Here is a 15,728-nt window from a genome sequence, read left to right as displayed (position 1 = left end):
GTTCGATGCTTTACATGGACCGGCGAAACAGTTTTCCGCGTTCCGTGATCATTACGGCGATGATCGCCCCCGTGCCGCACAGGGTGAAACCTGCATAAAGCGGCACGGTGGTGCCATCGAAGCTCTGGCCCACGAAAATGCCGATGGTGGCACCCATTATGGTGGAAAAGCTGCCCTGGAGCGAACTTGCGGTGCCGGCGACATCGCCCACCTTCTCCATCGCCAGTGCGCCGAAATTGGCGGTGGACAGCGCGAAACAGCCCATCATCAACCCCTGCAATATCACGAAGACGGTCAGATCCTCATATCCAAGCGCGCTCGATATCAGATGAAGAGCGGCGAAGATCGTAAAGCCGATCATCGCCCAATGGCCGATGTAACGCATCCCCAGACGCTCGACGAAATGCGAATTGAACAGCGATCCCAGCGCCATCATGCCCGCGACGCCACCAAAGGCGGGCACCAGGAGATGCGATGCCTGGAAAACATCGGAAAAGATCTGCTGGACCGAATTGATGAAGCCCATCAGCGCCCCGGTCAGGAAGGCGATCGCCACGGTATAGCCGGTGGACTGGCGATCGCTCAGCACGCGGGCATAGGAGGCCTTGATGCGCGCGGGCGTGATCGGCAGCCTGTTTTCCGGGTCCAGCGTTTCGGGCAGGCGCAGCGCGATCCAGCCGCCGATGGCGATGCCGACCGCGGCGAGCGCCACGAAAATCCAGCGCCACGGGGCGATCGTGAGGATCAATTGGCCCACCGCCGGCGCCACGATCGGTGCCGCCATGAACACGATGAACGCCAGGCTCATCACCCGCGCCATCTGACGCCCGACAAACCGATCCCGCACGATGGACACCACCAACACGCGGCCACCCGCGGCGGAAGCGCCTTGCGCTATCCGGGCTGCGATCAGCCATTCAAAGCTGGGCGCCAGCGCGGCTGCTATGCTGAAAATCGTATAACAGACCATGGCGATCAGCATGATGCCGCGGCGACCAAAGCGATCGGAGAGCGTGCCGACGAAGAATTGTGCCACGCCGAAACCGATCATGAAGGCGGAAATCACGAACTGGCGGTGATTGCCGCTGGTCACGCCCAGGCTCTCGCCGATCGCGGGCAAAGCGGGCAACATGGAGTCGATCGCAAGCGCGACCATGGCCATGATCGCCGCCATCAATCCGACGAATTCGCGGAAGCCCGGACCCTTTGCGGTCTGACTGTCTGGGTTGGTGATGCCGTGCATGATGAGCGCCTTGGCGGAAAATGCAGCACATTTCCAGTGTTGCGCTGCAATAAATCCGTCAGCCGAGCAGGCCCATGCCCAGCAATAGCAAGAGGAAAAGGGTGAGCGCGATCGATGAAAATATCAAAAGCAGGCAAGTGCGCACGAGCGTCGCGAACCGTCCGGTCTCGTAAGCGCCCTTGATCTGCCGGTAAAAATGCACGGGCGGCACGATCGTCGCCAGCGCTGCGATCACCCAGCTCGCGGCCCCCGCTACACCCATCAGGGTCAAAAGAACGCACAGGAGAGACATGAACGCCAGCGAATAGGTCACGAAGATCGTATGATCGTAAATGTGCCGTTTGCGATGCCAGGCAAACATCATCCAGACGAAGGGAACAGAGATGGGGATCAGCGCCCAGGAATATTTATAGGCGCTGGTCTGGATCTTGTAGAGCGCAAGGCTGGGATTGGCGGTGGCTTTGGCGATGCCCTTGTCCAGCTTGGGCCAGCCGGTCTTCACATTGGCGAAATTCGGCATGGTGCCGCCGCCTGCCGGTGTCGAAGCGCCTTCCATTTCCTTTACGATCTTCTGGCGGGTCGCAAGATTTTCAGACAGTGTCTGGGTCGGCTGACCAGCGGCCTTGGCTTCCGCCAGTTTCCGTTCGGTTTCGGCTACGCCTCTTTTCTGGATCCGTAACTGATCGGAGAGTTGCGCGCCGATTTGCTGACGACCTTCAGGCTTGATTTCCAGATCGTCGAGATGTCCGCCAAAGGTGTTGATCACCGCGAACATCAGGAAAACCGAGAAGAGGAACAGCGCCAGCGGCGAGATGAAGCGCGCGCGCTCGCCGTGGATATAGCGCCGGGTGAGCGCGCCCGGCTGCCAGGCGAGCATGGGCAGGGTACGCCAGATCTTGCCTTCGAAATGGAACACGCCATGAGCCAGATCATGCCAGATCGCACCGATCGAACGGTGAATATGGCCCGATTGACCACAAGCGTGACAATAAGCGCCAACAAGCGCGGTGCCGCAATTCAGGCAGGCCCCCTCTGTATGATGGGTATCGCCGGCCTCGCCCTCGATCGCGCGCGCGATCAGGCCGCCCGTGATCGCGTCTCCCGCAGCGTCCATATCCCCCGTCATGGCCCTGTCATATCAGCGGCGGGGAGGAACGGGGAGAGGCTATTTATGCGGCGCAGCGAACGTGCTAGCGCGCCGGATTATGCTTATGTTAGATGAAGATTCCGATGCCCTGATCCGCACGATGGCGCAGGAGGCCCGCGCCGCGGCGACCGTGATCGCGCGTGCGCCAAGCGCGGTAAAGGCCGCAGCATTGGTGGCCGCAGCCGAAGCGATTCGCGCGGACGCGGATGGGATCCTGGCGACCAATGCGGAAGATATGGCGCGGGGCCGTGCCAACGGGCTGACTGCAGCGCTGCTCGATCGGCTGCTGCTCGATCGCGAACGCATCGCCGCGATGGCGGACGGCGTTGAATCGGTCGCCGCGCTGCGCGACTCGGTCGGGCGGATCATCGAGGAAACCGTGCGGCCCAACGGCCTGATCCTGCAGCGGGTCCGCGTGCCGCTGGGTGTGATCGCCATCGTCTATGAGAGCCGGCCCAATGTGACCGCGGATGCCGGAGCCTTGTGCTTCAAATCGGGCAATGCCGCGATCCTGCGCGGCGGATCGGAAGCGCAGGCCAGCAACCGCGCGATCCATGCAGCGATGGCGCGCGGACTGGTGTCGCAAGGATTGCCGGCTGCTACGATCCAGCTTGTCCCGACCACGGACCGTGCCGCCGTCGGCGCGCTGCTGCGCGCGGAAGGGCTGATCGACATGATCGTGCCGCGCGGTGGAAAATCGCTGGTGGCGCGTGTTCAGGCCGAGGCGCGGGTGCCTGTGCTGGCGCATCTGGACGGGATCAATCACATCTATGTCGATGCCGCGGCTGACCCCGCCAAGGCGATGGAGATCGTGGTCAACGCCAAGATGCGACGAACCGGCGTGTGTGGCGCGATGGAGACCCTGCTGATCGACCGCGCCTATCCCGATGCGGCGGCATTGCTGGGCGCATTGATCAAATCCGGCTGCGAAGTGCGCGGCGATGCGGCGGTGCAGGCGCTTGATCTGCGGATCGAACCCGCCACTGCGGCCGATTGGGATACCGAATATCTGGATGCGATTGCGTCCGTTGCGATGGTGGATGGCGTGGAGGAAGCGATCGCGCATATCGCGGCGCATGGATCGCACCACACCGATGCCGTGCTGACCGAGGACCGGGCCGTGGCGGAACGCTTCCTGGGCGAAGTCGATAGCGCGATCGTGATGCACAATGCCTCCACGCAATTTGCCGATGGCGGCGAATTCGGCCTGGGCGCTGAAATCGGCATCTCCACCGGACGGCTCCACGCCCGCGGTCCCGTGGCGCTGGAGGGGCTTACGACCTATAAATGGCTGGTCAGGGGCACCGGGCAGGTGCGTCCTTGAATCGGATGTATACAAGTGATACATTCGTTTCATGAGCAAGACATCCGTCATCACCGCCCGGCTTGACCCGGAAACGCTGGAACTGGTCGACAAGGTCGCCAAATCGCACGGCCGCAGTCGCGCCTGGTTCGCGGCGCACGCGATTCAGCGGGTTGCCGAGAGCGAGGCGGATTTTCTGGCCTTCGTGCAGGTGGGCATTGACGCCGCCGATCGCGGTGAGCTGATTCCGCAGGATGAGGTGTTTGCCAAGATCAGGGCGCGGCGGCAGGGGCGTGAAGCCGCGTGAGAGCAATCGTCTGGACGACGCCGGCCGAGCATGATCTCGAAGAGATAGACGATTACTGGCTGAAGCATAATCCGGAACGGGCTGACGCAATTCTGGACGTGATCGAGGCTGCGGGCAATTTCCTCACCACAATGCCGCACGCTGGTCCGGCGGTACACAGCCTTGCCGCGCGCAAATGGAGCGTGAGCACGACGGATTATGTTCTGGTGTATCGGGTTCATGTCGACCGAATCGAGGTTTTGCGTGTGCATCATGCACGGCAGGATTGGTTTCCGTCTTGACCAGAATCGGTCTCCTCGGTGGTTCCTTCAATCCGGCGCATCGTGGACATCGCCGGATCAGCACATTCGCGCTAGCCGCCTTGGGGCTGGACGAAATCTGGTGGATGGTCTCCCCCGGCAACCCGCTCAAGGATGGCGCGACGGATATGGCACCGCTCGCCGCAAGGCTCGCTTCGGCGCAGAAAATGGCGCGCGGCCTGCCCATTCGCGCCACCGCGATCGAGCGGACGCTGGGCACGCGATACACTGTGGATACGTTGGCGGCGCTGCGCCGTCGTTACCCCAAGGCGGAATTCATCTGGCTGATGGGCGCCGATAATCTGGATCAGTTTCAGCGCTGGCGCGCATGGCGCAGCATCGCCCGCATAGTTCCGATTGCTGTTATCGCGCGTCCGGGCTATGACGGGGCTGCCCGCGCAAGTCCTGCGATGGGCTGGCTGCGGCGCTTCGTCCACCCCGTTAGCCAGAAACAGGAATGGACGCATTGGAGACCGCCGGCGCTCGTGCTCTTGCGCTTTCGCCCCGATCAGACCTCCGCAACCCGTCTGCGACAGGCGGACCCCCATTGGCATCGTGCCTTCGACCGCAGCGCTCCGCGCGACGGCGTCACGCGACGACCATTTCCCCCAAAGGACTAGATTTTGCCCGCCACCGTACCTGCCATCAACGTGCCCCCTGCCAAATCCGACAATGTCGAGGCGCTGCACCAGCTTATCCTGACATCGCTCGATGATGATCAGGCGCTGGAAATCGTCAGCATCCCGCTCGCCGGAAAAAGCAGCATCGCGGATTACATGGTGATCGCCAGTGGCCGATCCACGCGGCAGGTCGCGTCGATGGCACAGAAGATCGCGCACAAGATCAAGGATGAGTTTCACCGCGGTTCGCGCATCGAAGGCTTGCCCACCGCCGATTGGGTGCTGATCGACGCGGGCGACGTGATCGTCCACCTGTTCCGCCCCGAAGTCCGCAGCTTCTACAATCTTGAGCGGATGTGGAATTTTGGTGAGGCACCTGCCGCGAACGAGGGCTGATGCTCCTCCATATCGTCGCGCGGGGGCGGATCGGGCGATCGCCCGAGGCCGAATTGCTCGATCGTTATGTGAAGCGGCTGAGCTGGCCGTTCAAGCACACCGAATTACCCGACACCGGCGGCAAGATGCCCGCGCGGGAGCCTGGCACCGTGCTGGTAATGCTTGATGAGAAGGGCGAACAGCTCACCTCCATGCAATTTGCGAAAAAGCTGGAGGGCTGGCGCGATCAGGGGCGGCGGGAGACGCGCTTCCTGATTGGTGCGGCGGATGGCTTCGATGACTCGCATCGCGCCGAGGCCGATCTGCTGATTGCCTTCGGCAGGGCCACCTGGCCACATCTGATGGCCCGCGCGATGCTGGCCGAGCAATTGTGGCGCGCCACCTCCATCCTTGCCAATCATCCTTATCATCGCGAAGGATAAGCGGCATGAAGCGCGCCGCTGTCCCGATCGCCTTGTTCGCCGCGCTCAGCCTCGGCCTGATCGCGTTTTCGCCCGCGACCGCCACGATCGAGGATGAGCAGCGCGCGTTGCTGAAGGCCAAGCGCGAGGCGGTTGCCGCGCTCGCCCGGTCCGAAAAGCTCGATGCGCAGGCGCAAAGTGAGAATGACGAGGCGATCCGCGCCCGCACGCAGGAAGCTGCTGTGGCCGCGCGCATCCAGCAGGCCGAGGCGGATATAGTGGCGGCAGAGGCACGCATCCGCATCATTGCGCGTCTGCAGGATGTTCACGCGGCCAGCCTCGCCGCCAAGCAGGGGCCGGTGGTCAAGCTCACTGGCGCGTTACAGATGATGTCGCGCCGTCCGCCGATGCTGGCACTGGTGCAGCCCGGATCGACCAGCGATCTGGTGCATGTACGGATGCTGTTGGCTGGTGTGCTGCCCGTGATCGAACAGCGCACGGCGGGCTTGCGCGCGGACGTGGCCAAGGCGCGCGCCTTGCGCGGGTCCGCCGAAATGGCGGCGCGCGCGCTGCACACCGGGCGCGAGCGTCTGGAATCCGAACGTATGGCGCTCGCCAAGCTGGAGGCGGAGCATCGGATGCGATCGGCGCAATTCGCCGATGGCGCGATGTTCGAATCCGATCGGGCGATCGGGCTGGGGGAGAAAGCGCGCGATATCGTCGATCTGATGGCCGAGCTGGAAGTGCAGGCGGGCTTGCGCGAGGACCTGGCGAGCCTGCCCGGCCCGATGTTGCGCCCCGCGCGGCCCGGCACCCGGCCCGTGCCGCTGAACCAGAATGCGGCGCGACCACAAAGTAATCCGCCTTATCGGCTGCCTGTGGTGGGGCAGGTGGTCACTGGCCTTGGCGAAATCGCGGCGTCCGGCGCGCGCGCCAAGGGGTTGACGCTGGCGGTGCAGCCAGGTGCTCAGGTAGTGGCACCCACGCGCGGCCGCATCGCTTATGCCGCGGATTATCGCGGATTCGGCAAGATCGTGATCATCGATCATGGCAGCGGATGGACGACCTTGCTGACTAGCATGGCCGGCCTCGGCGTAAAGGTGGGGGATCAGGTGGAGCAGGGCAGCCCGATCGGCCGCGCCGGCAATGATCGGCCCCGGATCACGGTGGAACTGCGTCGCAACGGCCGGCCGGTGGATATCACGCCATTGGTGGGGTGAATAATCCGTCATTCCCGCAAAAGCGGGAATCCCGCTTCTTCTTCTATCGGACGCTTCGAGGAAAAGCGGGATCCCCGCGTTCGCGAGGATGACAAGAGAGAGAAACAGTCACCTCTCATTCATCCGCATTCAGCTTGGTTTCGCCTGCGCCAAAAAGCCTGTATGATGCAGTCAAAGTCTGGGAACCCCTTTGAACGGGAATTACGTTTCAATGTCCAAGTCCTTCGTTCAGGCGCTCGTCGCTGTTTCCGCGATCGCCCTTATCCCCGCCACCACCGCCGGCATGGCCGCGGTCGATTCGACGACCTGGCGCGAGCTGGATCAATTCGTCGCGGTGTTCGATCGGGTGCGTGCCGAATATGTCGACAAGGTGGATGACGAGGCGCTGATCCGTGGCGCGATCGACGGGATGCTCGCCAGCCTGGATCCGCACAGTTCCTATCTCGATGCGCGCGATGCCGCCAATCTGCGGACGCAGACCGAAGGCTCCTATGGCGGCCTCGGCCTCACGGTCACGATGGAAGATGGCGCGGTGAAGGTGATGACGCCGACCGAGGATACCCCCGCTTTCCGCGCCGGGATCAAGACGGGCGACTATATCACGCATCTCGATGGCAAGCTGATCTATGGCGGCACGCTGGATGAAGCGGTGGACCAGATGAAGGGCAAGCCCGGCACCCAGGTGCGGCTCACCATCGTGCGTCCCGGCCGCGATGCACCTTTCGACGTGACGCTGACCCGTGAGATCATCGTGCTCAAGCCGGTGAAATGGGAAGTGAAAAACAATGTCGGCGTGATCAACATCAACACATTCTCTTCGAAAACCGCCGATGGCGTGCGCGCCGCGATCATGGGGATCGATAAGTCCCTCGGCCGTAAGCCCGCGGGTTATGTGATTGATCTACGCTCCAATCCCGGTGGCTTGCTGGATCAGGCGATCGAGGTTTCCGATATCTTCCTGGAGCGCGGCACCGTGGTCGAGCAGCGCGGGCGTAACCGCGGCGATATCGAGCGTTACAGCGCGCGGCCCGGCGATATGGCGCAGGGGTTGCCGATCGTGGTGCTGGTGGATGCCGGTTCCGCCTCCGCTGCCGAAATCGTCGCGGGTGCGCTGCAGGATCAGCATCGCGGCGTGGTGATGGGCGAACGCAGCTTCGGCAAGGGTTCGGTGCAGACCGTGATCCAGTTGACCGACACCACCGGCCTTCGTCTGACCACGGCGCGTTATTATACGCCTTCGGGTCGTTCGGTGCAGGAAGGCGGAATCGAACCCGATATCCTGGTGCCGCAGCTTTCCGATCCGGATTACAAGACGCGCCCGCGCGTTCGGGAGGCGGATCTGAAGCGCCACCTGATCAACGAGGCCAAGGTGGATAACAGTGTGTTGGAGGATGATGCCAAGACCGATCCGCGCTTTGCCATGACGGCCGATGAGCTGAAGAAAAAAGGCGTGGAGGATTTCCAGCTCAATTATGCGATCGAAGCCGTGGTGCGCGCCGGGCGCAAACCCGCCGTGCTGGCGGCGCTCGCCGCCCGCCCCGGCGGCAAGCGCTGACGCCAGGGGACGCTGAGGGATCATGACCGACAGGCTTGGCCTTGCGCGTGCCGTCGCGCTGCTCGCTCCGGTGGCGCTACTGGGCGGCGCGCTGATCTCCCAATATTGGGGCGGGCTGTTTCCGTGCGAAATGTGTTATTGGCAACGCTGGCCGCACATGGCGGCGATCGGCCTGGCGCTGCTCGCGATCCTGCTCCGGCGCACGGCGGGGGCCAAGCCTTTGCTGGCGCTGGCCGCGATCGCCATCTTGATCAGTGGCCTCATCGGTGGTTTTCACGCAGGCGTCGAATATGGCTGGTGGGAAGGGCTCACCCAATGTTCAACCACCATGGCGTCGGGCGATCGCAGCACGATCCTGGCGCGCATCATGGCCGCGCCGATCATCCGCTGTGATGTGGCGCAATGGGAATTGGCAGGGATTTCGCTTGCCGGGTTCAATTTCATCTTCTCGACCGGCACGGCGCTGTTGATATTGGCGCTGATGGCAAAGGGACGCAAGGTATGAACCGGATAGACACAGCGTCTATGCTTCGCGTGAACCAGGCAGGTGAATATGGGGCAACGCGCATCTATGCCGGCCAACTGGCCGTGCTGGGCGATCGCTCGCCCGTGGCGCGTTCGATTGCCGGCATGGCGGCGCAGGAGCAGCGGCACCGGGCGCATTTCGATGCGATGATCGCGGCGCGCGGCGTGCGGCCGACATTGCTGCAGCCCTTCTGGGATGTGGCCGGTTTTGCGCTCGGTGCGGTGACGGCGGCGATCGGCCCCGAAGCGGCGATGGCGTGCACCGCGGCGGTCGAGACCGAGATCGACAAGCATTATGGCGCGCAACTCGATCAGCTTGGCGACAGCGATCCCGCGCTTTCGAGCGCCATCGCCGAATTTCGCGCCGAAGAGGTTGAGCATAAGGAGGCGGCGATGGCGGCAGGGGCCGAACTCGCGCCGGCCTATCCGCTGCTGAGCGGCGCGATCCGGCTGGGTTGCCGCGCGGCGATCGCGCTTTCGAAGCGGATATGAGCGGAGCCGCCGCCCGCATTGACGCGTTGGTGACGTGACGGAATTTCGGGCGGCATATCGCCTGACACAATCAGAAGAGGACCAAGCCATGAAGCCATCCATCCTGATCCCCGCGCTGGCCGCGGCATTCGCCCTGACCGCCGCGGCTTCTGCGCAGACCGGACCCGCAGCGGTCGAGCCGAAGATCAATCAGGTGATCGTCTATGGCGATCAGCCTTGTCCGCTGAGCACCGAGGACGAGATCGTGGTGTGCGCGCGCGATTCGGAGGAATTCCGCATCCCCGCAAAGCTGCGCGGTAATCCCAATGCGCCGGCCAATCAGGCGTGGGGCGTGCGCGCCACGCAGATCGAATATGTCGGGCGCTCGGGCCTCGGCACCTGCTCGGCCACCGGCGCTGACGGCGCGAGCGGCTGTTTCAACAAGCTCGTTCAGCAGGCCCGTGCCGAACGCAAGCAGGGCGATGGCACCGGTTCGGTCGGGCTGATCGAGGCCGCACGTCAGGAGCGTCTTGGCCAGATTGACGAGAAATCGGATGCGATCGAGGCGCGGGTGAAGGCGGAGGAAGCGCAGAAGAAAGCGGCGAAGGACGTTGAGAAGAACATGCCGCAGCCGGAGTGAATTCGGGACGATAAGACATGCCGTTTGGGTGGCTATGATTGTTACGGCACCCGCATCTTCTAACCCCGTTTGTCCCGAGCGAAGTCGAGGGACGTGGATCCGGTTCCCACGTCCCTCGACTACGCTCGGGACAAACGGGTTCTCGCGGCTAAATTACCCCTTCTCCCCCGCGATCCACGCATCGATCTGTGCGTCCAGAACGTCCAGCGGCACCGCGCCTTGGCCCAGCACGGCATCGTGGAAGCGGCGCAGATCGAATTTGGGGCCGAGTGCGGTTTCAGCCCTTTCGCGCAGCGCCCGGATCTTGAGTTCGCCCAGCTTATAAGCCAGCGCCTGGCCGGGCCAGGTGATGTAGCGGTTTACCTCGGCATCGATATTGGCGTCGGACATGGCGGTATTGTCCTTCATATATTGCACCGCCTGCTCCTTGCTCCATCCCTTCGAATGGATGCCGGTATCCACCACCAGCCGGCACGCGCGCCACATCTCATAGCTCAGCCGCCCCATGTCTTTTTCGGGGGTGTCATACAGGCCGATCTCGATCCCCAGCCGCTCCGAATACAATCCCCAGCCCTCGACAAAAGCGGTGAAGAACGTCCCCGCCCGTCGCCACAAGGGCATGTCCAGTTCCTGCTGGAGCGCGATCTGCTGATGATGGCCGGGCACCGATTCATGCGCTGTGAGCGCCGGAATTTCCCAGAAGGGGCGCTGATCGAGCTTGGACGTGTTGACATAATATGTGCCTGAAAGTCCGGATTCAGGAGATCCGGGGCCATAATAGGCAGTGGTCGTGCCTTCGGCGGTTTCCGCGGGAATTGCGCGAATGCCATAGGGCAGCCGGGCGACCTTGCCGAACAGGCCGGGCATCTTGCCATCGATGGTCTTGGCGACGCGCGCCGATTTTTCCATCAGCTCTTCGGGTGTCTTGGCATAATATATCGGATTGGTGCGCAGATCCTGGATGAACGCCGCACGGCTGGAGAAGCCCGCCATCTTCGCCACCGCCTCCATTTCGCCGCGGATGCGCGCGACTTCCTTCAGCCCGATATCGTGGATCGCGGCGGGCGTGAGATCGGTGGTCGTCTCCTGCCGGATGCGGAAGGCGTAATAATCCGCACCGCCCCTTTGCGCAGATATGCCCGGCGTCCTGGCGCATTTTTTCAGATAGGTGCCGGTGTAGAAATCATAATGCTTTTGATAAGCCGGATTCAGCACCCTTGTGATGATCGTCCGCGCTTTGTCTTGCATCGTGGCCCATTCGGCGGCGCTGGCATCGACCGGACGGGATTTCAGAAAGGGCGCATAGAAGCGCGATGTCACCGGATCGTCCGCAATGACGCCGATGATGCCCTTTTCCGATCCCTGGATCGCGACGCATGGCAAGACATAGCCCTTGTCCACCGCCATCTGCGTGATCTTCAACGCCTCGTCATTGAGCGCGGGATATTGCGCGATGCGGGCGAGATAGCTGGCATAATCCGCCTTGGTGCGAAACGGCAGACTGTCCGCCATGCCCGCGAAGCTCTGGTGCCAGCCGTCATAGGTGGTGAACAGCATCATGCGCTGGCCATAGCCATTGCCTTCGATCGCTTCGGCAAAGCCGCGCCGCAGAATTGCCTTGTTCACGCTGTCCGCAGGAGAAAGCGCGGTATCGGAAATGGCATCCAGCCGCCTCAGGAAACCGACAAGTTCCTTCGTCCGCGCGTCTGCGGCGGCAAGGCTGATATCCTGGATCTTGTCGTCATATGTCCGCACGCCCAGCGATGTCGCATAGACCGGATTCTGCCTGAGCATCCAGGCTTCATAATCCGATTGCAGCGCCTTGAAGTCGTCCGCTGGTGCGGCGGAGACGGGCGTCGTGGTCAACAGCAGGACGGACAGAAGCAACGTGCGCATGACGAAATTTCTCCCTGGATTTTGATGCGGACGCTAGACCGGCCATCGGGCGATGGCCAGCGTGCGTTCGTCGCATATCGAGAACGATTGTGGGAACCGTTTCCAGCGCCATGCTTATTACGCGCATGAAGGCGCGGGCATCATCGGCGAAGGACAATGGGCGATCGGAAAAGCTTCGGCGGGAGGCGCGGAATTGCGTCCTTATCGCCGTGCGCGAAGACGAGCCGGAGTTTGCGGCCATGTTGATCGATGAGGCGTTGAAGCTTTCCCGGCGCGCGCGCGAACTGGATAGCGGCGCGCCGCCATCGAACGACAAGCCCATCCTGTTGCAAGGAGATGATCATGACCCTGAAAGCCATCGCCCTGAACGGCACGCTGAAACCGAAGGGCGCGTCCTCCACCGATCGGATGATCGCAACGCTGGGGACTGCCTTTGCGAAACATGATGTGGAGATCATCGAGACGATCCGTCTGGCCGATCACGATATCCTGCCGGGCGTAAAATCGGATGAAGGCAAGGGCGATGCCTGGCCCGCGATCCGCGAAAAGATACTGGCGGCCGATATCCTGATCTTTGCGGGGCCGATCTGGATGGGGCAGGTGTCCAGCGTATCCAAGCGCGCGCTGGAGCGGATGGACGCCTTTCTCGACGAGACTGACGATCAGGGGCGGATGCCAAGCTATTCCAAGGTCGCGATCGCCGCGATCGTCGGCAATGAAGATGGCGCGCATCATGTGAGCGCCAATGTGTTTCAGGCGTTGAACGATGTGGGCTTCACCATTCCCGCCGTCGCCGCCTGTTATTGGGTGGGTGAGGCTATGGGATCGAAGGATTATAAGGATCTGGATGCCACGCCCCGTGCTGTCACGAAGACGGCGGGCATGGTGGCGACCAATGCGGCGCATCTGGCGGCATTGCTCAAGGACAATCCCTATCCGGGCTGACGCACCATTTCTTCATAGCGCTTGAAGAGATGCTCCATGCGGGCGAGATCACTCATGAAGGGTGCCTTGCGATAGAGCCGATCGACCGCAGCATCCAGTGCGGTATGAGCGCGGCGGAGTTCGGCGGGCATCATATCCGGATCATAGAGATCGGCGAGCGTCGCGTCTGCATTTTTGGGCAGGGCGCGCGCGTCAAGCACCGATCGGGCCAGCGCTTCCAATCTGCAGCGCTGCGCATCGGCGGCATCGGGCCAGGGGAAACTGTTGTAGACCAGCCCGATCGTATAGCGATAGCGGCTCTCCAGCCTTCCGCCGACATGCCGCAGCCACGCCATGTGCATCCGGCTGGTGAGAATGGCGAAATGCCACAGTGTGGCGTCGGCCAGGATCTGCACGAGATCGGTGGGTATGGCGCGCGTGTCATTCCAGCCGATCGGCACGTAATCGCGCCGCTCGGAACTCACCTTGGGAATGATCAGGAAGCGCCCTTCCGGACGGGTATTCACTTCGAATGACAAGGGATATTGGGCCAGATCGCGGGTTGCCGCTTTCTTGCTGGCGGACCGGAATGCCCGCACATTGCGTATCCGTTCGCGCACCGCGGGCAGACGCTGTATCTCCGCGGGTGGCGTATCCTGGAGATCGAGGATCCAGCGCTGCCCGCCGCGAATGAATTCCAGCGCGCCGATCAGCGGAACCATTAGCGCCGCCGCATCCGGCTCTTGCCGCAGGAAGGCCGCACGCTGGGCGGGATTGAAGATATAGTGGCCGCCATCCACGATCTTGCTGCCCATCCGCATCACCGGCGCATCGCAGATCGGCGTCGTCGCTTCGGAAACCACCATGTGCTGCTCGGCTGGCTTGGCATCGAAAAGATAAGCGCTCAGCGCGGCATGGCGCGTTTCGATCGCTGGATCCTTGCCCTCGGCATAGCTGAACAGCCGCTTTTCATCGGGCGATTTCTCGTGTCGGGCTAGCCCGATCACCACGGTATGGACTCCCGCGCGGCCGGGCCAGGCAAAGCTGCGATGTGCGAACGTGATCTCGAGCCCAAGCTGTTCGAACAGGATGGGCCAGAGCTGCGCCACCTGTTCTCCCTGGCAGATCGAATTGGTCGCAACGAACCCAATGCGCATGGCGCGGCCGACCGCATCCGGAGCGCCGCACGCATTGAGATAGGCACCGGCCTTCAGAAACCATGATGTCACATAGTCCAGCGATCCCGCACGCCGCCCGAAGCGGCGGAGGAGATGGCGCATCTGCTGGCGCTGGGAGGGAGATTGATAGCTTTGCCCGATGAACGGCGGATTGCCCAACACATAGGAACAGCGCTCAGGCGGCAGAACCTCCGCCCAGTCGATCTCGAGCGCGTCGGCATGGCGAATGGTCGGCGCGGTCACGAGCGGGATGCGCGCGTAATTCTGGCCGAAATCTTCGGCGAGCCGGGTATTGGCGATATGATCGGTCATCCACAACGCAACTTCGGCGATCTGCGCGGGGAATTCATCGATCTCGATCCCGTGAAACGCATCCACGTTCAGCCTCGAAAGCAACGCGATGTCGGTGACGCGGTTGACCTCGGTCTCCTTCAATACCTCCCGCTCCAGCTCGCGCAATTCGCGGTAAGCGATCACCAGGAAATTGCCCGCGCCACAGGCTGGATCAAGGAATGTCAGCTCCGCCAGACGCTCGTGAAATTCGCGCAGCGCCCTGATCCTTGCGCCATCCTTGCGCGCTTTCAACCGCTCGAATTCGGCGCGTAGATCGTCCATGAACAATGGCCCGATGACCTTCAGGATCGAATGTTCGGGCGTGTAGTGCGCGCCCTGCGCTCGCTGCGTCACCTTGTCGATCACGCTTTCGAACAGGGCGCCGAAGATCGCCGGGCTCACCTCACCCCAATTGAAAAGGCAGGCATCGAGCAGCATCGTGCGCATTGCATTGTCGAAGGCAGGCATCCGGATGCGCTCTTCGAACAAGCGGCCGTTGATATAGGGAAAGGCCGCGAGATCGGCGTCCAGATTGCTCTGCCGGGCCGCAGGGGGCGTATTGAGCACCTCAAACAATTCGCCCAGCCAGCGCCCCAGATCGCTGCCATCCGCCGCGGTGCGCTGCTCCAGCAACAGATGGAATTGATCACGCGAGGCAAAGATCGCCGTATCGTCGGCAAACAGGATGAACAGCAGCCGCACCAGAAGCCGTTCGAGATCATGGCCGAGATAGCCCGCCTCGGCCAAGGCCTCATGCAATCGCCCCATCAGCCGCGAGGCTTTTTCATTGGCCGGGCTCTGGTTGCGGAGCAATTTGGGCTGCACGCCGAGCATGAAGCCGAACGCCTCCACATGGCGCTTCAACTCCTCCAGCCGGAAGCGCCATTCGCGGCGCTCATCAAGATCGATCAGATGGAAACGCTGGAAATCGGAGACCAAAGTGTAGCGCGGCTTCTGCGCTTCGGGCAGCCAGTCGTGATAATCGAGCAACTGGTTGGAGGCCGCGCGCAGATCGAGCCCTGCCGATTTCTGCTCGACGATCAGCGTGCCCGGCCAGAACAGATCGATAAACCCCCGCCGCCCGGCATCGAGATTGTCGACCCGTTGTTCATACACCGCGACCTGCCGCCGCTGGATGCCGAAGACCCCGAAAAACTCCTCGTAAAAGGCCTGCGTCTCGCCTTTTTCATAGCGATCATGCTTGTGCACCTCGCTGAACCGCGCCGCCCGCGCACGGATTTCGGACCATTGCAGCCGCATGATATTTCCC

General features: G+C 62.4%; 16 protein-coding genes. 12 read left to right on the top strand and 4 right to left on the bottom strand.

Annotated elements, in window-relative coordinates; translation table 11 throughout:
- Window positions 1-10: 10 nt before the first annotated feature.
- Together FHS49_RS10560 and FHS49_RS10555 are read right to left on the bottom strand one after the other, a co-directional pair.
- On the bottom strand, window positions 11-1,243 hold the full coding sequence (locus FHS49_RS10560; protein WP_184018176.1) for a multidrug effflux MFS transporter: 1,233 nt from the start codon (window positions 1,241-1,243) through the stop codon (window positions 11-13).
- Window positions 1,244-1,301: 58 nt separating this feature from the next.
- Window positions 1,302-2,369 (bottom strand): DUF3667 domain-containing protein, encoded by a 1,068-nt coding sequence (locus FHS49_RS10555; protein WP_184018174.1) that lies wholly within the window; start codon window positions 2,367-2,369, stop codon window positions 1,302-1,304.
- A gap of 85 nt (window positions 2,370-2,454) precedes the next feature.
- On the opposite strand from FHS49_RS10555, the gene FHS49_RS10550 reads away from it, so the two are divergent.
- From FHS49_RS10550 to FHS49_RS10500, 11 genes are all read left to right on the top strand, one after another.
- The gene (locus FHS49_RS10550; RefSeq protein WP_425502681.1) at window positions 2,455-3,714 is read left to right on the top strand and encodes a glutamate-5-semialdehyde dehydrogenase; all 1,260 of its coding nucleotides are present in this window, start codon (window positions 2,455-2,457) and stop codon (window positions 3,712-3,714) included.
- Window positions 3,715-3,745: 31 nt separating this feature from the next.
- Window positions 3,746-4,000 carry a CopG family ribbon-helix-helix protein gene (locus tag FHS49_RS10545; RefSeq protein ID WP_184018169.1) on the top strand — a complete coding sequence of 85 codons (255 nt, stop codon included), beginning with the start codon at window positions 3,746-3,748 and terminating at the stop codon, window positions 3,998-4,000.
- Complete coding sequence (locus FHS49_RS10540) at window positions 3,997-4,281, top strand: type II toxin-antitoxin system RelE/ParE family toxin (protein ID WP_184018167.1); 285 nt, start codon at window positions 3,997-3,999, stop codon at window positions 4,279-4,281. Before FHS49_RS10545 ends, FHS49_RS10540 begins: the two co-directional genes overlap by 4 nt.
- Window positions 4,278-4,919 (top strand): nicotinate-nucleotide adenylyltransferase, encoded by a 642-nt coding sequence (locus FHS49_RS10535; RefSeq protein WP_184018165.1) that lies wholly within the window; start codon window positions 4,278-4,280, stop codon window positions 4,917-4,919. The genes FHS49_RS10540 and FHS49_RS10535 overlap by 4 nt, the downstream gene beginning before the upstream one ends.
- Window positions 4,920-4,922: 3 nt before the next feature.
- Window positions 4,923-5,315, top strand: coding sequence for a ribosome silencing factor (gene rsfS, locus FHS49_RS10530; protein ID WP_221240467.1), 393 nt, complete (start codon window positions 4,923-4,925; stop codon window positions 5,313-5,315).
- Window positions 5,315-5,737 (top strand): 23S rRNA (pseudouridine(1915)-N(3))-methyltransferase RlmH, encoded by a 423-nt coding sequence (locus tag FHS49_RS10525; RefSeq protein ID WP_184018163.1) that lies wholly within the window; start codon window positions 5,315-5,317, stop codon window positions 5,735-5,737. Before rsfS ends, FHS49_RS10525 begins: the two co-directional genes overlap by 1 nt.
- A 5-nt stretch (window positions 5,738-5,742) precedes the next feature.
- On the top strand, window positions 5,743-6,936 hold the full coding sequence (locus FHS49_RS10520) for a murein hydrolase activator EnvC family protein (RefSeq protein WP_184018161.1): 1,194 nt from the start codon (window positions 5,743-5,745) through the stop codon (window positions 6,934-6,936).
- Window positions 6,937-7,147: 211 nt separating this feature from the next.
- Entirely contained in the window at window positions 7,148-8,491 is a 1,344-nt protein-coding gene (locus FHS49_RS10515) for a S41 family peptidase (protein ID WP_184018159.1), read from the top strand.
- A gap of 22 nt (window positions 8,492-8,513) precedes the next feature.
- Window positions 8,514-8,996, top strand: coding sequence for a disulfide bond formation protein B (locus tag FHS49_RS10510; protein ID WP_184018157.1), 483 nt, complete (start codon window positions 8,514-8,516; stop codon window positions 8,994-8,996).
- Window positions 8,993-9,508, top strand: a complete 516-nt coding sequence (locus FHS49_RS10505; protein ID WP_281397065.1) for a demethoxyubiquinone hydroxylase family protein — start codon at window positions 8,993-8,995, stop codon at window positions 9,506-9,508. The genes FHS49_RS10510 and FHS49_RS10505 overlap by 4 nt, the downstream gene beginning before the upstream one ends.
- Before the next feature lie 88 nt (window positions 9,509-9,596).
- Entirely contained in the window at window positions 9,597-10,127 is a 531-nt protein-coding gene (locus FHS49_RS10500; RefSeq protein ID WP_184018153.1) for a hypothetical protein, read from the top strand.
- A 153-nt stretch (window positions 10,128-10,280) separates the two neighbouring features.
- Here FHS49_RS10500 and FHS49_RS10495 read toward each other — a convergent pair whose 3' ends face one another.
- A complete protein-coding gene (locus FHS49_RS10495; protein ID WP_184018151.1) occupies window positions 10,281-12,023 on the bottom strand; it encodes a DUF885 domain-containing protein in 1,743 nt (580 codons plus the stop codon).
- Between the two features lie 342 nt (window positions 12,024-12,365).
- Here FHS49_RS10495 and FHS49_RS10490 point away from each other — a divergent pair, with 342 nt between their 5' ends.
- Window positions 12,366-12,968 carry a flavodoxin family protein gene (locus tag FHS49_RS10490; protein ID WP_184018149.1) on the top strand — a complete coding sequence of 201 codons (603 nt, stop codon included), beginning with the start codon at window positions 12,366-12,368 and terminating at the stop codon, window positions 12,966-12,968.
- Here FHS49_RS10490 and FHS49_RS10485 read toward each other — a convergent pair.
- Window positions 12,956-15,718, bottom strand: a complete 2,763-nt coding sequence (locus FHS49_RS10485) for a class I SAM-dependent DNA methyltransferase (protein ID WP_184018147.1) — start codon at window positions 15,716-15,718, stop codon at window positions 12,956-12,958. The genes FHS49_RS10490 and FHS49_RS10485 overlap by 13 nt on opposite strands.
- Between the last annotated feature and the right edge of the window lie 10 nt (window positions 15,719-15,728).

Origin of the sequence: Sphingobium boeckii, assembly GCF_014199215.1 — a bacterium.
Classification (GTDB): Bacteria; Pseudomonadota; Alphaproteobacteria; order Sphingomonadales; family Sphingomonadaceae; genus Sphingobium_A; species Sphingobium_A boeckii.
Note: the sequence above shows the minus strand (reverse complement) of the source record. Positions and strands in the feature narration are given on the sequence as shown.